The 22,712-nt window shown below is 67.8% G+C and carries 23 protein-coding genes; 1 reads left to right on the top strand and 22 read right to left on the bottom strand.

The annotated features are described in order from the left end of the window. Positions 1 to 60 precede the first annotated feature (60 nt). Positions 61 to 3,417 carry an exodeoxyribonuclease V subunit gamma gene (recC, locus tag IAI53_RS12000; protein ID WP_187718432.1) on the top strand — a complete coding sequence of 1,119 codons (3,357 nt, stop codon included), beginning with the start codon at positions 61 to 63 and terminating at the stop codon, positions 3,415 to 3,417. Between the two features lie 124 nt (positions 3,418 to 3,541). On the opposite strand, the gene nifM is transcribed toward recC, so the two are convergent. The 22 genes from nifM to IAI53_RS11890 all read right to left on the bottom strand — a co-directional run bounded on the left by nifM (position 3,542) and on the right by IAI53_RS11890 (position 22,560). Next, the gene (nifM, locus tag IAI53_RS11995) at positions 3,542 to 4,384 is read right to left on the bottom strand and encodes a nitrogen fixation protein NifM (RefSeq protein WP_187718431.1); all 843 of its coding nucleotides are present in this window, start codon (positions 4,382 to 4,384) and stop codon (positions 3,542 to 3,544) included. Beyond that, on the bottom strand, positions 4,381 to 4,845 hold the full coding sequence (locus tag IAI53_RS11990) for a nitrogen fixation protein NifZ (protein WP_187718430.1): 465 nt from the start codon (positions 4,843 to 4,845) through the stop codon (positions 4,381 to 4,383). Before IAI53_RS11990 ends, nifM begins: the two co-directional genes overlap by 4 nt. Positions 4,846 to 5,115: 270 nt before the next feature. Then, the gene (nifW, locus tag IAI53_RS11985) at positions 5,116 to 5,433 is read right to left on the bottom strand and encodes a nitrogenase-stabilizing/protective protein NifW (RefSeq protein WP_187718429.1); all 318 of its coding nucleotides are present in this window, start codon (positions 5,431 to 5,433) and stop codon (positions 5,116 to 5,118) included. 21 nt (positions 5,434 to 5,454) lie between these two features. Next, complete coding sequence (locus IAI53_RS11980) at positions 5,455 to 5,979, bottom strand: hypothetical protein (protein WP_187718428.1); 525 nt, start codon at positions 5,977 to 5,979, stop codon at positions 5,455 to 5,457. Between the two features lies 1 nt (position 5,980). After that, positions 5,981 to 6,793: a serine O-acetyltransferase gene (gene cysE, locus IAI53_RS11975; RefSeq protein WP_187718427.1), complete on the bottom strand. Its 813-nt coding sequence runs from the start codon at positions 6,791 to 6,793 to the stop codon at positions 5,981 to 5,983. Between the two features lie 27 nt (positions 6,794 to 6,820). Then, complete coding sequence (nifS, locus tag IAI53_RS11970) at positions 6,821 to 8,050, bottom strand: cysteine desulfurase NifS (protein ID WP_222948285.1); 1,230 nt, start codon at positions 8,048 to 8,050, stop codon at positions 6,821 to 6,823. 97 nt (positions 8,051 to 8,147) lie between these two features. Beyond that, positions 8,148 to 9,035, bottom strand: coding sequence for a Fe-S cluster assembly protein NifU (gene nifU / locus IAI53_RS11965; protein ID WP_187718426.1), 888 nt, complete (start codon positions 9,033 to 9,035; stop codon positions 8,148 to 8,150). Positions 9,036 to 9,050: 15 nt separating this feature from the next. Then, positions 9,051 to 9,374, bottom strand: coding sequence for a HesB/IscA family protein (locus tag IAI53_RS11960; protein WP_187718425.1), 324 nt, complete (start codon positions 9,372 to 9,374; stop codon positions 9,051 to 9,053). A gap of 467 nt (positions 9,375 to 9,841) precedes the next feature. Beyond that, complete coding sequence (locus IAI53_RS11955; RefSeq protein WP_187718424.1) at positions 9,842 to 11,629, bottom strand: RelA/SpoT-related domain-containing protein; 1,788 nt, start codon at positions 11,627 to 11,629, stop codon at positions 9,842 to 9,844. Between the two features lie 202 nt (positions 11,630 to 11,831). Continuing rightward, positions 11,832 to 12,386 (bottom strand): mechanosensitive ion channel family protein, encoded by a 555-nt coding sequence (locus tag IAI53_RS11950; protein ID WP_187718423.1) that lies wholly within the window; start codon positions 12,384 to 12,386, stop codon positions 11,832 to 11,834. A 92-nt stretch (positions 12,387 to 12,478) separates the two neighbouring features. Beyond that, positions 12,479 to 13,735 (bottom strand): HD-GYP domain-containing protein, encoded by a 1,257-nt coding sequence (locus IAI53_RS11945; RefSeq protein WP_187718422.1) that lies wholly within the window; start codon positions 13,733 to 13,735, stop codon positions 12,479 to 12,481. A gap of 116 nt (positions 13,736 to 13,851) precedes the next feature. Further along, positions 13,852 to 14,823: a YcjF family protein gene (locus IAI53_RS11940; protein ID WP_187718421.1), complete on the bottom strand. Its 972-nt coding sequence runs from the start codon at positions 14,821 to 14,823 to the stop codon at positions 13,852 to 13,854. A 216-nt stretch (positions 14,824 to 15,039) separates the two neighbouring features. After that, positions 15,040 to 15,408 (bottom strand): endonuclease domain-containing protein, encoded by a 369-nt coding sequence (locus tag IAI53_RS11935; protein WP_187718420.1) that lies wholly within the window; start codon positions 15,406 to 15,408, stop codon positions 15,040 to 15,042. 102 nt (positions 15,409 to 15,510) lie between these two features. Then, positions 15,511 to 15,900 (bottom strand): hypothetical protein, encoded by a 390-nt coding sequence (locus tag IAI53_RS11930; RefSeq protein ID WP_187718419.1) that lies wholly within the window; start codon positions 15,898 to 15,900, stop codon positions 15,511 to 15,513. Positions 15,901 to 15,911: 11 nt separating this feature from the next. Next, positions 15,912 to 16,202: a ferredoxin III, nif-specific gene (gene fdxB / locus IAI53_RS11925; protein WP_187718418.1), complete on the bottom strand. Its 291-nt coding sequence runs from the start codon at positions 16,200 to 16,202 to the stop codon at positions 15,912 to 15,914. Positions 16,203 to 16,212: 10 nt separating this feature from the next. Beyond that, positions 16,213 to 16,431, bottom strand: a complete 219-nt coding sequence (locus IAI53_RS11920; RefSeq protein WP_107492179.1) for a CCE_0567 family metalloprotein — start codon at positions 16,429 to 16,431, stop codon at positions 16,213 to 16,215. Between the two features lie 11 nt (positions 16,432 to 16,442). Continuing rightward, complete coding sequence (locus IAI53_RS11915) at positions 16,443 to 16,916, bottom strand: NifX-associated nitrogen fixation protein (protein WP_187718417.1); 474 nt, start codon at positions 16,914 to 16,916, stop codon at positions 16,443 to 16,445. Further along, the gene (locus tag IAI53_RS11910) at positions 16,913 to 17,377 is read right to left on the bottom strand and encodes a SoxR reducing system RseC family protein (RefSeq protein WP_187718416.1); all 465 of its coding nucleotides are present in this window, start codon (positions 17,375 to 17,377) and stop codon (positions 16,913 to 16,915) included. Before IAI53_RS11910 ends, IAI53_RS11915 begins: the two co-directional genes overlap by 4 nt. Beyond that, positions 17,374 to 17,802: a NifB/NifX family molybdenum-iron cluster-binding protein gene (locus tag IAI53_RS11905; protein ID WP_225433305.1), complete on the bottom strand. Its 429-nt coding sequence runs from the start codon at positions 17,800 to 17,802 to the stop codon at positions 17,374 to 17,376. Before IAI53_RS11905 ends, IAI53_RS11910 begins: the two co-directional genes overlap by 4 nt. A 16-nt stretch (positions 17,803 to 17,818) precedes the next feature. Next, the gene (nifN, locus tag IAI53_RS11900) at positions 17,819 to 19,210 is read right to left on the bottom strand and encodes a nitrogenase iron-molybdenum cofactor biosynthesis protein NifN (RefSeq protein WP_187718414.1); all 1,392 of its coding nucleotides are present in this window, start codon (positions 19,208 to 19,210) and stop codon (positions 17,819 to 17,821) included. A 12-nt stretch (positions 19,211 to 19,222) separates the two neighbouring features. After that, the gene (gene nifE, locus IAI53_RS11895; protein ID WP_187718413.1) at positions 19,223 to 20,710 is read right to left on the bottom strand and encodes a nitrogenase iron-molybdenum cofactor biosynthesis protein NifE; all 1,488 of its coding nucleotides are present in this window, start codon (positions 20,708 to 20,710) and stop codon (positions 19,223 to 19,225) included. Between the two features lie 374 nt (positions 20,711 to 21,084). Then, positions 21,085 to 22,560 (bottom strand): (Fe-S)-binding protein, encoded by a 1,476-nt coding sequence (locus tag IAI53_RS11890; RefSeq protein ID WP_225433304.1) that lies wholly within the window; start codon positions 22,558 to 22,560, stop codon positions 21,085 to 21,087. Between the last annotated feature and the right edge of the window lie 152 nt (positions 22,561 to 22,712).

The following is a 22,712-nucleotide window of genomic DNA, read 5'->3' as shown; positions in this document are numbered from 1 at the left end:
TCCGCGCGGCACAAGCGCAGCGCGCTTCACAGCGGCGCGGGCTTCGGGGATCATCCCGGCATGTTCGCCGTCGCCTTCTCCAACCGTTTCGAAACCCTGCTCGAGTTGCTGCTCGCCCGCCTCGCCGAGGAGCGCCCCGGCCCCTTCGGGCGGCGCGAGCTGGTGGTGCCCAACAGCGCCATCCGGCGGCGCATCGAACTGGCGGTGGCGGAGCGCGAGGGCGTTGCCGCCGACCTGCAGTTCGACTTCCTCGCGCAGTGGTTGTGGCAGCAGATCGGCCGCGTGGTGCCCACGGTCGAGGCGCGCTCGCCCTACGCTCCGGCGCTGCTCGCCTGGCGCATCTTCGGTCTGCTGGGCGAGGGCGGCTGGGTGGCGGCACACCCGCGCCTGGCCGGCTACCTGGCCGCGGCCGATGCACGCATGCGTTTCGAGCTCGCCGAACGCATCGCGCGGGTGTTCGACCACTACCTCACCTACCGCCCGCGCTGGCTGGCGGCCTGGGCCGAAGGGCGCAGCGCGCTCGGCGGGCGCGAGGCCGATGAGGCCCAGCGCGCCGACGAAGCCTGGCAGGCCGAGCTGTGGCGCCGCATCCAGGCCGCCATGCCGCAGCGCCGCGAGCACCCGGCGGCGGCCTTCCTGCGCGCGGTCACGGCGATGGACGAGGGCGAACTGGCCGGGCTCGGCCTGCCGCGCACCGTGCACGTGGTCGGCCTGCCGGCGTTGCCGCCGCTCTACCTCGACATGCTGCGCGAACTCGCACGCGTGGTGGACGTGCAGCTCTACACCCTGAACCCCTGCCGCGAATACTGGTTCGACGTGGTCGACGCGCGCCGTCTGTCCTGGCTCGCCGCCCGCCAGCAGGACATGTTCCTCGACACCGGCAACCGCCTGCTGGCCGCCTGGGGGCGGCAGACCCAGGCGCATATCGACCTGCTGTTCGAGGGCGAGTACGAGGTCGAGGAAGAAGCGGTCTTCGTCGACCATCCCGGCGGCCACCTGCTCGCCCAGATCCATAACGCCATCCTCGACCTGAACGAACTCGAAGCGGGCGGCGTGGCGCTGGCGGATGACGACCGCAGCGTCGAGGTGCACGTGTGCCACTCGCGCACCCGCGAGCTCGAAGTGCTGCACGACCGCCTGCTCGGCCTGTTCGCCGCCGACCCCGCGCTGCGCCCGGAGGACGTCCTCGTCCTCACCCCGGACCTCGAATCCGCCGCGCCGTTGATCGAGGCGGTGTTCGGCACCGCGCCGGCCGCGCGCCGCATGCCGTGGCGCATTACCGGCCTGGGCGGCACCCGCGAGAACGCCGTCGCCCAGGCGCTCGACGCGCTGCTCGCGCTGGTGGCCGGGCGCTTCCCGGCCAGCCGGGTGTTCGACCTGCTGCAGCAGCCCGCGGTGGCCGCGCGCTTCGACCTCGACGTGGATGCGCTGGAGACCGTGCATGAGTGGATGCGCGAGGCCGGCATCCGCTGGGGCCTGCGTGCTGCGGATGCGGAGCACGCCACCGCCCACACGCTGGAAGAGGGCCTGCACCGCCTTTTCCTCGCCTGGGCCGCCGGCGAGGCGGCCAGCGCCGCGCCTTTCGCGGGGCGGGTGGGTGCCGGCCGGCCGGAAGGCGGCGACGGCCTGGCGCTCGGGCGTTTCTGGCGCTATGCGGAGACCCTGCGCACGCTGCGCGACCAGTTGCTGCGACCGCAGGACGCAGCCGGCTGGCAGCGCAGCCTCAACGACGCGCTCGACCGCCTGGTGGCCGACGACGCCCGCTGGGCCGACGAGCTGCGCGAAGTGCGCGCCGCCATTGCCGCGTTGGCCGCCGACATCGGCGCCGCCGGGCTGGCCGAGGCCCTGCCGCTGGACGTGGTGCGCCCGGCGCTGGCCGCTCGGCTGGACGACCCGGCGCGCGGTGGCGTGCCGGGCGGCGCGGTCACCTTCTCGGCGATGGCCACGCTGCGCGGTCTGCCTTACAAGGTGGTGGCCATCGTCGGCCTCGACCGCGACGCCTTCCCGGGCAGCGACCGTGCGGCGGAGTTCGACCTGATGGCCGCCTTTCCGGCCAAGGGCGACCGCCAGCGCCGGGTGGACGACCGCAACCTCTTCCTCGACCTGCTGCTCGCCGCGCGCGAGGTGCTGCACCTGTCCTACACCGGGCGCAGCGTGCGCGACGGCGCCGAGCTGCCGCCCTCGGTGCTGGTCGATGAACTGCTCGACCTGCTCGCCGAAGCCTGCGCGAGCGACCCGGCCAACCCCGACGCGCTCGCCGCCGCGCGCCGCCGGCTCACCGTGGCGCATCCGCTGCAGGCCTTCTCGGCCGACTACTTCCTGCCGGACGCCGGGCGCGACCCGCGCCTGGCCAGCTACCACGAGGAATACGCCGCCGCGCTCGCCGCCCGCCTGGGCGCGGCCGCCGCGCCGGCAGAGATCGCCCCGCCCGCCGCCAGCGGGGACGAGGCCGACGATGCCGGGGACGACAACGCCGCGGACAGCGACCCCGCCGCGCCCTTCTTTGCCGCGCCGTTGCCCGCGCCGGATGCCGCCTGGCGCAATGTGTCGCTGCTCCAGCTCACCCGCTTCTATCGCAATCCCTGCCGTTACCTGCTGCGCGAGCGCCTCGGCCTGGACCTGCCCGAGGGTGAGGAGGAACTCGCCGACGTCGAGCCCTTCCTGCCCGACTGGCCGGCCCGCCAGGCGCTGGCTGCCCGTCTGGTGCCTGTGCTTCTGGAAGCGGACACGGCCGACGACGACGCCCTGCTGGCGCTCGCCCGTGCCGGCGCCGAGTACCCGGCCGGCGCGCTGGGCGAGGACGCGCTGCGCGGCGAACTGGCCGCCATGCAGGCCTACGCCGGCCGCCTGCGCGCGGCCAGCGCGGGCGAACGCCTGCCGGCGCACGAACTGCGCCTCGCGCTGACGCTGGACGGGGAAGCCTGGGAATTGAGCGCCGCCTTCACCGATTTGCGCCCTGGCGGCCAGGTGCGTGCTCGCTACGACGACACCCGCGCCGCCGATTACCTCGCCGCCTGGCTCGCCCATCTCGCGCTGTGCGCCGACCCGCCGGACGGGGTGGAATGCGTCACCCGCGGGGTGTCGCGCGACGGCGACTTCGTCCTGCTCACCGTGCCGGCGGCAGATGCGCGTGCACGCCTGGCGGAGCTGGTCGCCCACTACTGCGTCGGGCTGACGCGTCCGCTGCACTTCTACCCCAAGTCGGCCTGGGCCTACGTGGAGGGCGGGCAGAACGTCGGCGCGGCGCAGCGCAAATGGAGCGGCGGGCAGAAGGCGGCGTTCGGCGAAGCCAGCGACCCCGCCTATCGCCTCGCGCTGCGCGGGCTGGCGGAGCCGTTGGACGGGGAGTTCTTCGACCTGGCCAGCGAGGTGTTCGGGCCGATGATGGCCTACCTGGAAGACGCGCGGCGAGTGTAGGAGCGGCCTTGGCCGCGATACGGCTTGTGGCAAAACGGCGGCTGCATCGCGGCCAAGGCCGCTCCTACATGAGCGTGGCCCGCACGGAGTGCAGCGCAAGCCGGGAGCTGGCGGAGCGCAGCGTTCAGCTTGCCGCCGCGCCCGCCATCAAAGCTTGCAGCCAGCTCTTCGTCTCGCGCCGCGCGCGTTCCTCGGTGAGGCGCTTGCACAGCGATTCGGCTACTTCCGCCCACGGCAGGGTGCGTTCGGGCTTGACCTGTTCGCACAGCACCAGATGGAAGCCCAGCTCCGACTCCACCACCGCGCTGATGCCGCCTTCAGGCAGCGCGAACAGCGCGGCGTCCAGTTGCGGGTAGAGTTCGCCGCGCGGCACTTCGCCGAGCAGGCCGCCGTTGAGCGCCGTGGGGCATTCCGAGTGTTTCATCGCCTGTTCGGCGAAGCGCTCCGGCTTGGCCGCCAGGCGGCGGGCGATTTCGCCGATGCGCCGCTCGGCCACCTCGCGGCGGTTGTCGGGGAATTCGTCGTTGATGGTGATCAGGATGTGGCGCGCGCTGCGCGTTTCCGGGCTGTGGAAGCGTTCGCGGTGGGTGTAGTAGAAGATCTCCGCCTCGGTCTCGCCCACCGGGCCGACGCGCGCGCCCACGCGGGCCATCACCGCGTCCACCAGCAGGCTGCGTTGCAGGGCGGCGTGCAGGCGTTGGCGGTTCAGGCCGGCATCGTCCAGTGCGGCGTCGAAGGCGGTGTCGTCGTCGTAGCGCTCGCGGATCTCGGCTTCGGCGTCGGCCACCGCCTCGGGCTGCAGGCAGACCCCGCGCGCCTCCTCGCTGCCGAGCACCGCGGCTTCGATTTCCGCGTAGCGCTCGGCCACCGCGCGTACCTTGCGGCTCTCGCGCTCGTCCAGCGCGCCGGCCGCCTTGCCGAACAGGCTGTGCGCGGCCTGCAGCTCGTAGTAAGCCATGGTGTTCATGCGTTCACCTCCTCGGCTTCGGACGGGTACAGCGCGGACAGCGAGGCTTCCGGAATGCACAGCACGCGGTCGCCGAAGATCACGTGGTAATGCACGCCGCCGGGCATGTCGCGCATCACCTTGAGCACTTCGCCCACCATGCCGCGCGGCGCCACCACTTCGCCGGCTATGGCGAAGTCGCGCTCGGCGCGCACTTTCTCGCGCGACTCGAAGCGGCTCGGGTTCCACGGTTCGTCGGCACCGATCAGCTCTTCCTCGCGGCAGCCGACGATGCGGTCGGCCTCGAGGAAATGCACGGTGTAGATGATCTGGTCCTGCAGAAAGGTGCCGATCTCGATCACCGTGCCCACGCTGCCGCGGCGCATCAGCAGCTCGCCGATCTCCTGGCCGGGAAAGGTGCCGTCGTTGCGGACGTTGCGGGTGACGCGCACGGCGTCGCCGTAGTCGTATTTGTGCAGCATGATTGCGTCGTTCCGAGTGCTAGCGTGTTGGTGAAGCTGGGCGGATCTCAATCGGTCACAAAGAAGGCTCCCTCCCCTTCAAGGGGAGGGCTGGGGTGGGGATGGGTTTCTTGGGAGGCACAAAGGAAAGCGTGCCAACCTCAGCGGAAACCCATCCCCCTCCCAACCGTCCAGGGCCGGCTTTGCACAGCCGGCCCGCTCAGCCGGCGCGGAGCAGTGCTCCGCGAAACCCCGGCTTCGCCCCCCTTGAAGGGGGAGGAGTGCGACGGCTCAACGCCCGATCGCCTCCAGCGGTACGAAAGCCGTGCCGCTGGCCTTGCGGAACACCGCGAAGACCTTCTCGGTGACCGCGTCCGAGGTGGTGAAGTCGCGGTAGGCCATTTCCAGGAAGCTGCGGTAGTGCGCGCGGGCGGCCGCCTCGTCGCCTTCCGGCGCGGGGTTGTGGGCCAGGTAGTCGTGGTAGCGCTGCAGGATGTGCAGGCGGTTCACGTGCACCACCGCCGGGTCGTACTCCACGCCGAAGAAGTCGAGGAAATCCTCGGCGGAGGAGAGTTCTTCCATCGCTTCGTCCAGGGTCAGCTCATCCATGATGTTGGCTCCGTGAGGGTTTCAGTTGTCGAGTTCGGCCAGTTCGGCCACTTCCGCTTGATGCGCGTGGGCGATGTCGAGCAAGGCCTGGCCGCCGAGGCGGTCGGCCTGATCGACCCGCACCAGGGTTTCCAGCAGGCGCACCGCGCCGGGGATCTCGCCCCGGCGCAGGCGCACGTAGGCGGCGGCCTTGAGCGCGGAGAGGTAGAAGCGCGTCAGGGTCATCGACTTCCGGGCCGCGACTGCAATGTCTTCCTCGTCCAGGTTGCGGCCGTCGGCCGGCAGGCCCAGGCGCGCGGCGACGGTGGCCACCGCCTGCCATACCACCGCGTCGGCCTCAATCAGGCGGTGGCGGTAGAAGTAGTAGCGGTAGCGCGCCACCAGCACCATCAGGTGGTCCGGGGCGGCGGTATGCGCGCGGTCGAGCAGGGCTTCGGCCTCGGGTTCGCCATAGCACGCGCCGGCGGCTTCGATCAGTGCCAGCACGCCTTCGGGCAGCGGGTCGTCGAAGTACAGGGGTTGCGGATCGAAGTGCAGCAGGTCCATGTCAGCGTGCCTCGCTGGTCTCGGGCTGGCAGGCGCACTCGGGGCAGGCGGCCTCGGTGTTGGCCTGGCAGTCGGGCGTGGCGGAAACGATGGGGATGGCCGCGCGCGTGGCCGGGGCCGCGCGGCGCAGTTCGCCCAGTTCGCTTTCCAGCGTCTTGATGCGGTCGAGCAGGCAGTTGAGCGTGTGGCCCACCGGGTCGGGCAGCAGGTGGTGGTCCAGGTTGAGCTCGTCGGTGGCGGTGAGGATGGGTGCGTCGCGGCGCACCACGCGGGCCGGAATGCCCACCACGGTGCGGTCGGCGGGCACGTTCTTGACCACCACCGAATTGGCGCCCACCCGAACCCGCGCGCCGATGGTGATCGCGCCCAGGATCTTGGCGCCGGCGCCAACCACCACGTTGTCGCCCAGCGTGGGGTGGCGCTTGCCGGGGTTCCAGGTAGTGCCGCCCAGGGTCACGCCGTGGTACAGGGTGACGTCGTTGCCGACTTCCGCCGTCTCGCCGATCACCACCCCGGCGCCGTGGTCGATGAAGAAGCGCCGGCCGATGCGCGCGCCCGGGTGGATGTCCACGTTGCTCACCACGCGCGCCATGAAGCTCACCAGCCGTGCCGGGTAGCGCCAGCCGCGGCGCCACATGGCGTGCGCTACGCGGTAGGCCATGATGGCGTGCACGCCGGGGTAGGTGGTGAGCACCTCCCAGGCGGTGCGCGCCGCGGGGTCGCGGCCGAACACGCAGCGCACGTCTTCACGCAGCAGGCGCAGCAGGCCGGGGGTGGCAGCATCGGCAGTCATGGTCAGGGCATCGCTGTTCATGGCGGGGCTCCGCGAGGCGCAGGGGGCTCAGGCGTAGGTCGGGGCGAAGGCCTTGTCCGGGTCGGTCACCGGGCCGTCGCCGTTCCAGTAGGGCGAGAGCTTGCGCAGCTGGGCGATGATGCCGGGCACCGCGGCAGCCACCCGGTCGATCTCTTCCACCGTGTTCTCGCGCGACAGCGAGAAGCGGATGGTGCCGTGCGCGGCGGTGTAGGGAATGCCCATCGCGCGCATCACGTGCGAGGGTTCCAGCGAGCCCGAGGTGCAGGCCGAGCCGCTGGAGGCGGCGATGCCCTGCTTGGAGAGCAGCATCAGGATGGCCTCGCCTTCCACGTACTCGAAGGCGATGTTGAGCGTGTTGGGCAGGCGGTTGTCCACGTCGCCGGTGGCGAAGCAACAGGGCACCGCGGAGAGGATGGCGTTCTGCAGGCGGTCGCGCAGGTCGCGCACCCGGGTGTTCTCTTCCTTCATGTGCTCCAGCGCCTGCTCGGCGGCCACGCCCAGGCCGACGATGGCCGGCACGTTCTCGGTGCCCGCACGCCGGCCGCGTTCCTGGCCGCCGCCGCGCAGCAGCGGGCGGAAGCGCACGCCGCGGCGCAGGTAGAGCGCGCCGATGCCCTTGGGGCCGTGCAGCTTGTGGCCGGACAGCGAGAGCATGTCGATGGCGGAGTTCTTCAGGTCCAGCGGGATCTTGCCCACCGCCTGCACCGCGTCGGTGTGGAAGAGTACGCCGGCGGCCTTCGCCATCTCGGCCATCTTCTCTACCGGGAAGAAGGTGCCGGTCTCGTTGTTGGCCCACATCACCGAGACCACCGCCACCTTGTCGGAGAGCAGCGCCTGGTATTCGGCCAGGTCCAGCCGGCCGCGGCCGTCCACCTTGAGCTTGTGGACCTTGTAGCCTTCCTTCTCCAACTGGTCGCACAGGTGCAGCACCGCGTGGTGCTCCACCGTGGTGGTGATGATCTCCTTCTTTTCCGGGTTGGCCTTGAGCGCCGAGAGGATGGCGGTGTTGTCCGCCTCGGAGCCGCCGGAGGTGTAGATGATCTCGGAGTCGTACTCCGCGCCCAGCAGCTTCTGCAGCGAAGCGCGCGCGGCCTTCACCGCGTGGCCCACCTTGGCGCCGAAGCTGTGCATGGACGACGGATTGCCGAACTGCTCGGTGAAGAAGGGCAGTATCGCCGCCACCGCTTCGGGCGAGCAGCGGGTGGTGGCGTTGTTGTCCAGGTAGATCGGCTTCAGCAGGGAATTCGGGGTGCTCATGGTGCTCTCCGCGGGTCCGCCGGGCGGGTGGCGCCGGCGTGTTTCGGGCGGCCCGCCGGGGTGGGGCGGGCCACGGGGCAGGCGAGGTTGTGGTCGATCAGCTCGGGTTCACCAGCGGCGGCGGGGTCTTCAGCTTCACCGGCACCAGCTTCACGATCTCGCCCAGCGCTTCGATCATCTGCTGCTGGACACCGCCCAGGGTGAGTGCTTCCATCTGGCAGCCGGAGCAGGCGCCCTTCATGGCCACGTAGATGGTCTTGCCGTCCACATCCACCAGCTCGATGTCGCCGTGGTCGCGCTGCAGGTTGGGGCGCGCCTTCTCGATCACCTGTTCGATCCTGCGGATGCGCTCCAGCGTGGACAGCTTGCCGGGCTTCTTCTTTTCCGGCGGCGGCGCGGGCGAGAAGGTCTCGCCACGCTCGGCGAGCACGCGGGCAAGGATCTCCTCGATGCCCTCGTGACAGGAGGAACAGCCGCCGCCCGCCTTGGTGTAGTTGGTCACCTGCTCCACGCTGCACAGGTTGTTGGCGCGGATGGTCTCTTCGATCATCACCGAGTCGATGGCGAAGCACTTGCAGATCAGCTCGCCTTCCTCGTGATCGTCCTTCCACTCTTCGCCGCGGAAGTTGGCCACCGCGCTCTGCAGGGCTTCGCGGCCCATTACCGAGCAGTGCATCTTCTCGGGCGGCAGGCCGCCGAGGAAGTCCGCGATGTCCTGGTTGCTCACCGCCAGCGCCTCGTCCAGTGTCTTGCCCTTGATCATCTCGGTCAGCGCCGAGCTCGACGCAATCGCCGAACCGCAGCCAAAGGTCTGGAAGCTCGCGTCCACGATCTTCTCGGACTCGGGCTCAACCTTCAGCATCAGGCGCAGCGCGTCACCACAGGAAATCGAACCCACCTCGCCAATCGCATTGGCTTCCGGCAGCGGGCCGGCGTTGCGCGGGTTGTAGAAGTGTTCCTTGACGGTTTCGGAGTAGTCCCACATGGCGGCGTCTCCCGATCAGGCGGAGAAGGACTGCCCACAGGCGCAGCCGCCCGAGGCATTGGGGTTCTCGAACTTGAAGCCGGAACCGGTGAGCGACTCGACGTAATCCACGGTCACGCCGGAGAGCATGGGCGCGGAGAACGGGTCGACCAGGATGGTCACGCCATCCACTTCAACGGTGACGTCGTCGTCGGCCTTCTCGGCCTCCAGCTTCATGCCGTACTGCAGCCCGGAACAGCCGCCGCCCTGCACATGGATGCGCAGCCCGGCCACGGGGTCGGCGGAACCGGTGATGAAGCGGCTGACGGCCTTCAGCGCGGTGGGGGTCAGGGTGATCATGATCTTGTCTCTCCTGGGGGAAGGGGTGTCGGGAGACAAGTCGCAAGCGGCGTGCCACGTGGGTGTGTGGTGTAAGACGTTGATTTAGTTGCGGTGTCGCGCTGTCGTCGTTGTCGGGAGCGGAACGCGGGCGGGGGGTTGTCGGGTTTGCGACAAGAAATCTCGCTGACGAAGCGAGGGGTATGTCACATCGCCCAAGATCCCTGGCCTTTGAGCAACGTAGCTGCTATCAGGTACGGAATACAGTCCGTGAACGGACGAAGGGGCTGGTGTCCCAGCCCCTTCGCGCATATCGAGTCTTCTGTCGATCCCGGTTTCCGAACTCTCTCAGCCATCTCCGTTAGGAATCAGCATTTCGGTACCTCCCGTCTAAGCCCTAGTGGGTTTCACAGATAAGACGCCTTCATTTTGAAGGCTTCACAAGCAAAGTCAAGCTAAAAATTCGGAATGACGCCAAAGCACCCCGCTCATATAGCAATAATCGTGCCACTGTCTAGATACTCTTGGGCTACTTCGGCAATTGAAATGCGTAGAGTTGTGACGAGGTTTGCGTCCTTTCTCAGGCATCTTTGGATGAGATCCCGTGCGATCTCCTTAGCCTTTGGATCTTCAAGGAAAGCATAGGCCTTAAAAACAGTATCTAGATCCTCGATCCGCATTTGATCAGTGCCGCCGCCTTTTGTGACCATCCCGTCAAGCAGGTCGGGGATCTTGCTTCTGATCTCGTTCAGCCGAACGTCGTCCTTGGGAGCACAATAGGCGAAACCTACGCAGTAGTAGAGGAGATTATTCTGAACATCAAAATATCTTCTTGCGTCGACTTCTTTGGCATCGAGACATTTCAAGGTCGTTTCATATGCTTCAAAGTAAAGGTCAGCCTTTTCTTGAACGGAAACAAACCCTGGTCTCTGTGATTTTTTCCACAGCGTGAAACCAAGAATCTTGGGCTGCGTAAAGGCCATGTGTTCATAGTCCGCACGTGGCAGATTGTCACTCCAGACCCCTTCTTCTTGGGATTTTGCACCGAGTTCTCTGAAATCTGAACCCGCTTGCCGCAATTTTTCGATGGATTCCTCTAGTCTTCCCGCCTTGCAAAGCGCTTGGCCAAGGCGCATTTTTGCCAGTGGGTAGTTTTTGTAGTGCGCTTCAATGAATGAATACTTGTCAATCGCTGCATTCATATACTCAGGAAGGTTGGTTGACATCAAGCATAGCGCTTCATTCATTGAGCAATAGTAGTAGGCAAGTTTTCCCCCGCTGTCTAGGCTAATAGCGAAATCACCGCGTGTAAGTTCGTTGCAGAGGGAGCTAAAAAGATCAGCTGCCTGAAGGTACTTACTCGCTGCTGTGATTCGCCCGTCGTGAATTGCACCAGATTCGTCCGCAGCTTCGTCGCGTAAAGAACGTGCTTCAATATAGCGCTGTACGAATTCTTCAGCTATCCCCATGCTGAGGAATCTCTGAAGTATGTCCTCGTCTGAAGCTACAGATATCGTTTTTGTGGTTCCGGTTGTCAAGTCAAGTAGTTCTGGAAGAGCCTCTTTTCGAATGCATTCGGCGTAGTCCATGCACGCGTCTGTGAAATCTTTCAGAACTTTCAGGTGAGAAAGAATATGCGGAGAATTGTTTATCGGGCTCCCCGCATCCTTTCCTTCACGTATAACGTACCCATACTTGTGGTCAATCTCTCCCCATGCGTCCTCGAAAACGGTTCTTATCTGAATTTCGATGGGGAGGTGATACTGATAGCCACTGCCATTAAGCTCGTTAATATTCTTGATGTGCCGGCATATAATGTGAATGCTCGAGTATCCCTCTGCTGACGTCTTGGAAACAAAGTTCGGAGCTTCAAATTTTGCTTCGGTAATGCTCTGAATTTCGTTGGCTAGATCATCAAATGCAGACGTTCCTCTGTAAACGATGATCTCTTCTGGTGTTGTGTGCAGCAATTGAGTGTCTGCGGGGTTTGAGGCGAGAATGTCGATCAGCTTGGAGTATGTGGAAAGCATTTCTCCTTTGAAAAGAGTGACAAGTCTCACGCCGACAACGTCAGTAATATCAGCAAGCTTGTAGTGTGGTTTCTCTTGAGTCTTACGATTCTTCTTGTGGATTAGGTCTTCTTTGCTCTTGACTCTGAATTTATATGCGTAGCATCCGGATGTTAATCCTGTTCTTCGCATGAACTCAATTATTGGTCCAACCGCTTTGTCACCTTCTGAGGATACGAGTAGGGCGACATATTGATCGTCTGGCATTGCTGCTCCTGCACCTGATTACTATTCAACTAGCAAGGCGCAAATCTATCATGCAATTGGGGTTCCAGCGAAATGGGACAGACTGCAAATCGGTAAGCCATTGCCACCGGCAAGATCGCTTGCCAGCAAGTAGCGCTGGCAAATCAGCTAACCGTGTTAGACGTTCGCGCTGGCCAGCCATGTAGTGTTGCGGTGAGCGGGGTCAGCCCGACGCCCCTCGCCAGCAACGCGTCGCGCGCTGGAAGAACAGGCTGTTGGGCACCTGCAGCACGGTGTTGGCGCCGTCCTCGGCGGTTTCCTGCAGGGTGGTGTAGATCAGGTTGATGTCGATGACCTCCCCTTTCAGGCCGGGCTTGTCGCCGCTTTCCAGTAGTTCGATGCAGTCGTGCAGGCGGAAGGGGCGGGTGGTGAAGATGAGCAGGCTGCAGAAGATGTTGGACAGCACGCTCCAGGCGGCGAAAAAGGCCACCGCGCCGACTGCGGCAAAGCCGGTGAAGGCGGTCCACAGCACGGTGGCAGACACGCCCAGGCGGTCCAGCACCAGCAGCACCGCGCCGGCGTAGATGACGACGCTGCTCAGCCGGCGCACCGCGAAGGCGAACTCCGGCGGCAGGCCGTGGCGGGCGCCGATGCGCCCGACCAGGTGGCGCAGCAAGGTCCGCAGTAGCCAGGCGCCGACGAGGATCAGCACGATCTGCACGCCGGTGGTGATGGGGTGCAGCCAGGGGTGAGCCCATGCGGGCAGGAACTGGTTCATCCGGGACTCCGCGCGGGTGGTGCCCGCATCCAGCTTGTGATGGCGGGATTGTATGCGAGTGGGCGGGGTGCGGACGTGGCGGCTGCGGCGCCTCAGACGTCGAAGTGATGCCGGACTGCGCCGGTCAGCAGGCGGCGGAGTTCCTCTTCGTCGCACTGCGACAGGGTGGCGTGGATCTGCGGCGCGATCTCGCGGAAGACGGCCATGACCGCCGGGTCGAAGTGGCGTCCGGTGTCGCGCTCCAGGATGGCGCGGGCCTGGCCGAAGCTCATCGGCTCCTTGTACGGGCGGCGCGAGCCCAGCGCGTCGAAGACGTCGGCCACCGCAAAGATGCGCGCCGCGAGCGGGATCTGCGAGCCGGCGAGGCCGCGCGGGTAGCCGCTGCCGTCCCATTTCTCGTGGTGGGCGGCGACCACTTCGTGCGCCCCGTCCAGCCAGCCCATGCCCTTGACGATCTCCTCGCCCAGGGTGACGTGGGTGCGCATGATGGCCATCTCGTCCTCGTCCAGCCGGCCGGGCTTGAGCAGGATGGTGTCGGGGATGCCGATCTTGCCCACGTCGTGCAGGAAGCTGCCGGCGATCAGCGACTGCATGGCGGTCTTCTGGAAGCCCATGCGCTCGGCGATGCGCGCGGCCGTCCAGGCCACGCGATAGTTGTGGATGCCGGTGTCGGAGTCGCGCTTGGCGATGGCGCGGCCCAGCGCCTCCATCATGGCGATGTGGGAGTCGAGCACCTCGTGGGCCTTGCGCTCGTTCTCCCCGGACAGATGCACCACCACCGGATAGATGGCCACACCGCACAGCAGCGCGGCGAAGGCCGCCAGCCCGGCGGTGGCGAGGGCGCCGTGCAGGATCTGGTCCTGCTGCCATGCGGGAATCACCCGCACCCCTTCGAAGAAGCCTTCGCCCGGTTCCTCCAGGGTGGCCAGCGGCACGAACACCCGCAGCGCCCAGCGGCCGTCCGGCAGCGTCTGGCTGTCATAGACCGCCTCGCCCTGCAGCGGCCGGGCGTGCGAGGGCAGTTGCGCTTCGATGGCTTCGCCGACCTCGGTGGCGGCCTCGGCGAGCTTGCGGCCGGCGGCGTCGTAGATCTCGGCAATGTCGAAGAGCCCGCCGACGATGGCCTGTGCGGCGGTGGCCGCATGCGCGCGGCCGGCCTCGGTGTCCATGTGCAGGGCGTCGAAGTGGCGCAGCAGGCGCTGGGATTCCTCGATGGCCAGGTCGACGGTGGCTTCTTCGGCGCTCTCCTGTGCGGCGAACCAGCCGGCAAGGCTGGCGAGGATGGCGAGCAGGATGCTGACGGCGCCGATGCGGGTCGCGGCGCGACGATTGAAGGTATGTGCGGACATGGAGGGGAGATGGCTGGCCAGGAGGCCGTCTTATGCAATCTGCGCCTTAAGGCGGTCTTAAGACGGCCGCCGGGGCGGCCCATGCGATCTCTCATGTGGCGCCGGGCGGCGCCCGTTCAGCCGCGCAGTTGTGCGGTGATCTGCTTCAGGTCCAGGGTACGCGCACGTTCCTCGATCTGCGGCTGGTAGCGCGATTGCAGCCCGCGCGCTTCGTCCACCAGGCCGGCGAACATCTGCTTGAGGCTGGCCGAATCGAGCTTGCGCCCGCCGCCGTAGTAGCGCTTGGCGACCTGGCCCAGCGCCCAGGTGCTGGCGAAGGAAAAGGCCGAGCCGGTGGCCGCGCTGCCGATCGCCCGCCCGGTCTTGCCGAGCACCTTGCCGAGCAGGCCGCCGATGAGCTTGCGGCCGAACTGCTCGACGTACTGCGAGGTGAGGCCGACGCCGATGGTGGCGAGGAAGTCGGTGATGTGGCCGCGGTCCAACTCGTAGCCGTAGCTCTTGCCCACGCGATACACCAGCCGGGTCTGCAGCGGGATGATGGCCCAGGAGGCGAGCGACTGCGGCAGCAGCTCCAGCGCGCCGTTGAGGATGGACGCGTTGAGGATCATGCGGTCGAGCTCCGCCTGGTCGGGGGCCGGGGCGGCGGCCGGGGTAGCGGCGGGAGGCGGTGCCGGCAGGTCGGCGGGCACCGGCGGCAGGGCGCCGTCGACCGGGGCGTCGGCCAGCGCGTCGGCCTCGTCGACCAGCGCATGCGCACGTCCTGCGTCCAGCCCGAGCAGGGCGGCGAGGCGTTCAAGGAAGACGGTCTCGTCCGCGCTGTGGTGGCCGTCGGCGTCGCACACGCCCACCGCGGTCTCGTAGGCCAGCTGGCGCAACTCGGGTGCTTCGAGTGCGGCGCACGCATCTTCCAGCTTCACGCGGCGCAGCAGCACGTCCTGGTAGAGGGTGATGAAGTCGGCGCCGGCCTCGCGTGACAGTGATTCGGCGATGCGACGCACATGCTCGCGCTCGCGCGCGTCCTGGTGGCCGTCGGCAAAGGCGGCCATCAGGGCGATGGTGAGCAGGGCGCGGGTTTGTTCCGGGTTCATGCGGCGGGCTCCGTGGGTGTTGTGCGGTGGGTCGAGGACTTCGACTGGGGAACGGGGAGAAGTTTCCGGGGAATTGGGGTGGGGTGGCGCGTGGCTGATTGTCGCAGTTTCAAACCCATCCCCATCCTGTCCTTCCCCTTGAAGGGGAAGGGACCTGCTAATCAACGCAGGAGTGCTATAGCGAGCTGCAGAATGCCGTGGTCCACTCCCTCCCCTTCAAGGGGAGGGCTGGGGTGGGGATGGGTTCAATGCCCCCAGAATCGCCTCAATCACCGCATCCGTCTCCATCAGCACCTCATTGTTCCAGAACCGCAACACCCGAAACCCCGCGTGCGCCAGAACCTGGGTGCGCGCCGCGTCGTGCTGCACAGCTTCAGCGTGCTGCGAACCGTCTACTTCCACGACGAGGCGGTGTTCCAGGCACACGAAGTCGAGCACATACCCCTGGAACGGATGCTGCCTGCGGAACTTGGTGCCGAGTTGCCGGCCACGGAGACGTTGCCAGAGCTTGCGCTCGGCATCGGTCAGGGTCGTGCGCAGGTGGGTGGCGAAGGTCTTGGCGGTGGGGGCGGTTTGGCCGTGCATGAAGGAGCCGGATCAAGGAACGAGAATGCAACTCGCATTCTGATGTCCCCAGCGGCCGAAAGTCTAGCGGAGCGCATGCCTTCAGGCGCCCGCTACCGATCCTCACCCCAGCACATGCTCATACACCAGGCGCAGCACGTCGCGCTCGGTGTCGGGAATTCCGCGGATTTCGGTGAGGGTGACGAAGCGGCCTTCGGCCGCGGACACGGCGTCGAAGGGCGGGTCGATGGTGGTGAACTCGCCCAGGCGCACGTCCACCGTGCCGCCGGGGGCGAGCAGGTCGGCCTGGAAGTCGCCGTCCACGCGCACGGCGCCGGCGGGCAGGCCGAGGCGGCCGGTGGCCTGGGTGGCGAGCGGGGCGGGGTGGGGCAGGACGTCCCCGCCGGCGCCGGCTTCGAGCCGGGCGGCGAGGACGGTGTTGCCGAAGCGCGCGAAGCGCACCATGCCGCTGGTGGCCTGCTTGTGGTACAGGATCAGCGCCAGGTCGTTCATGCGCGCGGCACTCAGGCGGCGACCGGGGCGGCGCCGTGGGTGTGGCAGCTCTTCGGGCACACCCGCGCACAGGCGCCGCAGCCGATACAGTCCAGGGCGTCGGCCAGGGTCATGACCATCATGTTGTCGTCGTCGAGGTCGTCGTCCAGCTCGTCCTCGTCGCGCTCGACCAGGTCGAACACCTTGCGCGGGCAGACCTTGTAGCAGCGGCCGCAGCCGATGCACTTCTTGGCGTCCAGTTCGAGGACGAACTGCGGTTCCCAGGTGGCGCCGCCCCGGGTCAGGCCGGTGATGTTGCTCATGATGCTTTCCTTAACTGTTTACGGATGCGCTCAGCTCGTTGAAGCGCTTGTTGGCGTCCGCCCACGCCTTGCAGGCGTCGTAGGTGGACTGGGCGATGGCGGGGATTTCCTCGTAGCCGGCGGGCAGGCGGTCTTCCACCAGGTCATGCAGCTGCGAGGCCCATTCGCTGGAGATGCGCTTGAGCTTGCGCACCTCCTTCTCGAGCGCCTTGAGTTCCTCTTCGGTCATGGTCGTGCTCCTTACAGGCCGGCGACTTCCGGGTACTTGCCGATGATTTCCAGGGCGACGGAGAGGTGCTTGTCGCAGTCGTCCTTCATCTTGGAGTAGCTGTCGAAGCCGAAGCGGTGCACGTCGCGCAGGGTGCGGTCCATGACCACCAGCTTGCCGACGGTGATGAGCGCGCGGCCGAAGCCTTCGTGGGTGATGTTGATCAGCGGCACGGCCATGCGCCCGCATTCCTTCTCGATCAGCGCGGCGATGGCGTTGTGGTAGGCCTTGACGCGCGCCAGGATGATGTCGTCCGGGTCGCCGATGACCGGGATGTCGCGGCGCTGTTCCTTGGTGACGATGTAGGGCGCGAGCAGGCGGTCGGTGGGCCAGCCGTCGTAGCTGCCGTAGCTGTCCACGGCGCGGGTCTGGCGCACCATTTCCTTGATGAAGTCGGTGCCGGCGAGCTCGGGGCTGATTTCCGGGACGATGGCGGTGGTGCTCATGGGTGGATCTCCTGGTCGAGTTTGGAGGTGCCCGCCTCGAGCAGCGCGGGCTGGAGTTGAATTCCGGGATTGCGGGCGATGCGCCGCAGCGCCATGAAGCCGGCGCCCAGTCCGGCGAGGCTGGCGGCCAGCACCGCGGCGTCCGGCAGGCCGAGGGCGGCCGCCGCCAGCATGGCCAGCACGAAGCCGCCCAGCGGCACCAGGTAGGCGGCCAGCGTGGCGCGCAGGGCGACGTCTTCGGCGACGCCCACCTGTACGGTGTCGCCGGTGCAGTAGTGGCGGCCGGCGGGGCGGGCTATCACCAGTTCGCTCTCCGGCGTGTTGCCGGCACAGGCCTTGGCGGCGCGGCAGGCCGAGCAGGCGGACTGGCGCTCGAAGCGCACGGTGAGGCGGTCGTCGGCCACCGCCACGATGCGTCCGGCGCGCGCGATCATCGGCTGCGGGGCGGTGGTGGCACTCATTCCTGCCAGCCCTCCGCTTCCATCTCGTCGAAGCGCGCGCTGTCGGCCGGCGCCCGGCTCTTGAGCGCCTTGGCCAGCCAGCCGGTGGCTCCGGAGGCGAGTTCGGCCTGGATGTCGGCGATCAGCGCCTCGATGCAGGCGCCTTCTTCCACTCGCACCGGCTGCACGCCGGCGGCGAGCAGCTGCTTGACCGCCGAGGCGCCCACCGCCAGGCAATACACCGCGCCGCAGCCGGCCAGCGTGGCGATCTTGCCCGGCAGTTTGTTCTCGTTGCCGTCCTGCGCGGTGTCGATGAATTCGCACACTTCCACGAGCTGCGAGGCTTGCGCGCCGACCTCGAAGATGGCAAAGGCCTCGGCGGCACCGAAGTGCTGGTTCACCGTGGCGCGGTCGGTGCTGGCGAAGGCGATGCGTACGCTCTCCATGGCGCGCTCCGTGCCGTCAGTGCCGGCCACCAGCCGCAGCCTGCGGCGGCGCGGCGTCGCGGTCGTCACGCACGACAAGCCGGGCGCGGTAGGGGGCGATGTGCTCATGGTTTTGCACCACCAGGTTGGCCAGATCGAACAGGGCCTGCCGGGTGCCCCGGTAGCCCACCCAGGTCTTGCAGTGGCCGCCGATGAGGTCGTACTGCGGCATGCCGGCGCGCAGCAGCGGCACGCCCAGGCGCCCGGCGGTGGCGGCGACGTGCGAGTTGCCCAGCAGCAGTTCGGCGCCGGCCGCGCGGGCGAGGTCTTCGAGGTCTTCCAGGTCGCCCACATGCACGCTGGCGGCGGGGATGTCGGCCAGCACGGCGGCCTTTACCGGTGCCACCGCGGCGACGATCTCGCTGCCCATGCCGGCCAGCCAGGTCGCCAGCTGGTGCAGCAGGTCGGGGTCGGCGGCCAGCCCCACGCGCCGCAGGCCGGTCATGAAGTGGGTGTCGACCATCGCGTCCTGCAGCTGGGCGCGGTGGCGTTCGATCCTGTCGGGCACCTTCTGCCCGGAGAGCTCGGCCAGCAGCGCGGTGAAGCGGTCGCAGGCCTCCAGGCCCATCAGGCCGTCGAAGCGCCAGTCGGGCACCGCGGTGCGTTCGGCGAGCAGGTCGGCGGCGGCGTTGAGCGCGCGGCCGACGACGAGGGTGGCGGCCGCCTCGCCCAGGGAAGCGAGCTCGCCTACCGGGGTGCCGCCCAGGGTGACCGGCAGGAAGTCCTCGGCGACGATGTGGCCATCGAGCGAGTCGGCCAGGTCCGGCACCGCGACCGGGCGCAGGCCGAAGGCTTCCACCCATTCCTTGATCGCTTCCACGTCGCCCGGCGTGAGGTGGCTGCCGAGCAGCAGGTTCACCTGCTTCTTGCGCCGGCCGGCGTGACGGGTTTCCGGCACCGCGGCGTCGATGATGCCTTTCACCGTGGTCGCGTAGCCGCTTTCCAGACAGCCGGAGAAGTCCGGGGTGTTCACCGCGGCGACCGGGATGTGCTCGAACTCCGGGTGCTGGGCGCGGAATTCGCGCAGCAGGCGGGCGATGTCGGTGCCCTGGGTCTCGGCCAGCGCGGTGGTGGCGAGCGTCACCAGCGCGGGCTTGCTCTTGCCGCACACCGTGGCAAGCGCCTGGATGACGTTCTCGTCCGCGCTCATCACCGTGGCGACCTGGTCCATCGCGGTGGTCTGCAGCGGGATGGGCTCGCGGAAGTGGCGGACGAAGAACACCTTGGCGAAGGCGGTGCAGCCCTGCGAGCCGTGGAACACCGGCATGCCGCGATTGATGCCCAGGCAGGCCAGCGCCGCGCCGGCCGGCGCCGAGGACTTGAGCGGATTGACCGACAGGGCCTTGGGGTGACGGATGATCTCAGCCATGGTTCGGGCTCCTCAGGCGGCGGCCAGCGGGTCGAAAGCTGCGTCGCCGACGCCGGCGGCGGCCGGTTCGTCGTCCTCGGCGTCCGGGCTGTCGCCCATCTCGGGGCCGGCCACCACCATGGCCTTGGCCGACCACGGCGCCGGGCGGCGCACCGCCTCCCACACCGGGGATTCGAGGGTGAGTGCGAGCTGGCGTACCAGCTCCTTCATGCCCTCGTAGCCGGCGTAGGCGAATTCGCGTTCCTGGTTGATGTCGAGGAAGGGGAGCCGCGCCTTGAGCGCGGTGTAGAGGTTGCGTCCGCCGGCGATCAGCAGGTCCGCCTTGAGTTCATAGACCGCGTTGAGCAGGTCGCGCGCGCCTTCGCTCTTCAACATGATGGCCTTGTCGCCCATCAGCTCCAGGATGCGGGCCTTGTCTTCCTCGGTGGATTTCTTGGTGCCGCTGGCGACCACGTTCATGCCCAGGTCCTGCAGCGCGGAGACCACCGACCAGCTCTTCACCCCGCCGGTGAACAGCAGTACGCGCTTGCCCGCCAGGCGCGGGCGCCAGACTTCCAGTTCGGCGCGCACACGGGCTTCCTCGCGGGCGATCAGCGCTTCGGTGCGGGCGATCAGGTCCGGGTCGTCGATGATGCGGGCGATGTCGCGTAGCGCCTGGCTGGTGTCGGTGATGCCGTAGAAGCTGCCCTCGAACCAGGGCACGCCCCAGCGCTCCTCGATCTTGCGCGCCACGTTGATCAACGCCTTGGCGCACACCAGCATGCTCACCTCCGCGCGGTGCATGGTCTGCACCTCGTGGAAGCGCGCGTCGCCGGAGAGCGTACACAGCACCCGGATGCCGAGCTCGTCGAGCAGCGGCATCACGTGCCACAGCTCGCCGGCGATGTTGTATTCGCCGATCAGGTTGATGTTGTGCACGGTGATGCCCGGCGGCACCGCGTCCGCAGGCAGCGGGTCCGGCTCGCGGGTGCCGATGACGTGCTTGAACATGGCCTCGCCGGCGATGCGGTTGCCCAGGTTCTTGGTGCCGTAGAAGCCGGCCGAATCCACCGGCACCACCGGCACGCCCCAGCGCTCGGTGGCGGCCTTGCACACCGCGTCCACGTCGTCGCCGATCAGCGCCGGCACGCAGGTGTTGTAGACGAACACGGCGGCCGGGCTGTAGCGGTCGATGGCCTGCTTGATGCCGTGGAACAGGCGCTTCTCGCCACGGCCCATGATCACGTCCTGCTCGGAGAGATCGGTGGTCATGCCGATCTTGTAGAGCGTGGGGCCGGAGGAGCGGGTGCCGCGGTTGTCCCAGGAATTGCCCGCGCAGGCGATCGGCCCGTGCACGATGTGCGCGACGTCGGCGATCGGCAGCAAGGCGATCTGCGCGCCGTCGAAGGCACAGCCGCCAGCCGAGGCGCCGGGCTTGGGCCGCGCACAGCCGGACTTTTCCTTCTTGTTGTGCGCACAGGCCGGCTCGTCCAGCAGGGCGGCGATGTCGGAGGCTTTCACGGTGGTGCTCCAGGGACGGTTCGCTGGGGGTGGTGCAAGGGTTGTGCCAGCGGCGGTGGGTGGCCTGGAAGCGCGTGCGCTGCGGTTTGCGCGCGTAGCGGCTATGTGCGGAAACCGACAATGTGTGGGGGCGGTGTGGGGTTTGTGCTCCCTCCCCTTCAAGGGGAGGGTTGGGGTGGGGATGGGTTTCTCCTGAGGCAATACGAGCGCCGACAACGCCCGCTGCGAACCCATCCCCCTCCTGTCCGCCCAGGGCCGGCTTTGCACAGCCGGCCCGCTCAGCCGGCGCGAAGCAGTGCTTCGCGAAACCCCGGCTTCGCCCCCCTTGAAGGGGGAGGGACTCAAGTAAAGGTCGGCCGAGTGTGCCGGGCCGTTCAGCCCGCCATCGCCCGCCGCATCAACACTGCCGCATGCACCGCGCGGCGCCCCGCGCCATCGTGGATCTGCTGCCGGCACGAGAACCCGTCGGCCACCACCGTGGCCTCCGGCGCCGCACGCAGCGCCGGCAGCAGCTCGGCTTCGGCCATCTGCAGGCTCAGCGCGTGGTGTTCGGCCTCGTGGCCGAAGCTGCCGGCCATGCCGCAACAGCCGGCCTCGATGATCTCCAGGTCGAGCTGCGGGATCAGCGCCAGCGCCTTCTTGAGCGGTTTCATGCCGCCATAGGCCTTCTGGTGGCAGTGGCCGTGGACCAGCACTTTCTCGCCGGCGAGCGGCCCGAAGGCGAGCTTGAAGCGGCCGGCGGCGTGCTCCCTGGTGACGAATTCCTCGAACAGGAAGGCCTGTTTGGCAAGCTTGTCCACCTCCGCGCCCAGCCCGAGGCTGTAGTACTCGTCCTTCAGCATGTAGAGACAGGAGGGCTCCAGGCCGACCACCGGGATGCCGGCGGCGATCGCCGGGGCGAGCGCGGCGACCAGGCGTTGCGCTTCAGTCCGCGCCTCGTCGATGAGGCCGTTGGACAGCAGGCTGCGCCCGCAGCACAGCGCGCGCTGCGGCGTGGCGTCGTCGGTGGCCGGTTCGATGAGCTGTACTGCGTATCCGGCCGCGCTGAGCACTTCGATGGCGGCGGTGGCGTTGCCCGGCTCGAAGTGGCGGGTGAAGCTGTCCACGAGCAGGGCGACGCGCGGGCGCTCGGCCTCGGCGGCCGGCGCGGGCGGCGCGGCGAAGGGCCGCGGCGCTGGCTCGGGCAGGCGGCGCGCGGCGGCCAGCCCCAGCCAGCGCTCGCCCAGGCGGGCGGCCAGCGGCAGGCGGTTGCGCAGGCGGATCAGGCGGCCCAGCCAGGGCCAGCGCTCCAGCCAGCGCGTGCTGTGGGCAAACACGCGCTCGCGCGGCGCGAGGCCGTGCTTCCTGGCGCGCTGGGCCAGGTATTCGGTGCGCAGCAGGGCCATGTCCACGCCGTTGGGGCATTCGCGCTTGCAGCCCTTGCAGCCGACGCACAGCTCCATGGCGGCGGCCAGCTCGGGGCTGTCGAAATCGATCTCGGCGCCGTCGGCGTTGAGCACCGCCTTGAGCGCTTCCACGCGCCCGCGGGTCGAATGCTGGGCCTCGCCGGTGAGGCGGAAGCTCGGGCACATCACGCCCTTGCGCTCGGCGCGCTGGCACTGGCGATTGCCGATGCACACCGCCACCGCGCGGGCGTAGTGCCCGCCGCGCGCCGGGATGCCGGCGTAGGCGTCGCCCTGGCCGTAGTTGGCGTAGGCCGACCAGTCCAGTGCCGCCGCCATGCCGTCGGCGGCGGGATCGGGTGCAGCGGGGGGCGCGGGCGCAAAGCTGACGCCGGGATTGAAGCCGAAGGCGTCGGCGGAAAAATCATGGGCGGCCGGGGCGGCGCGGGTCGGGGTGTCGTTCTGCATGGTCGGGGCTGCCGGTGGGGTACCGGAGCGGCGTAGCAAAATTGGCGCCAGCACATCTGGCATCGGGTTTGCTAGGCAAGGGGGCAACCGGGCGGTCACGACCGCTTCCCTCACCCCCGGCCCCTCTCCCGCAAGCGGTAGAGGGGAGGTTC

Source organism: Thauera sedimentorum (genome assembly GCF_014489115.1).
Taxonomy (GTDB): domain Bacteria; phylum Pseudomonadota; class Gammaproteobacteria; order Burkholderiales; family Rhodocyclaceae; genus Pseudothauera; species Pseudothauera sedimentorum.
The sequence above is the reverse complement of the archived record's forward strand: the minus strand, read 5'-3'. Positions and strand labels throughout refer to the sequence as shown.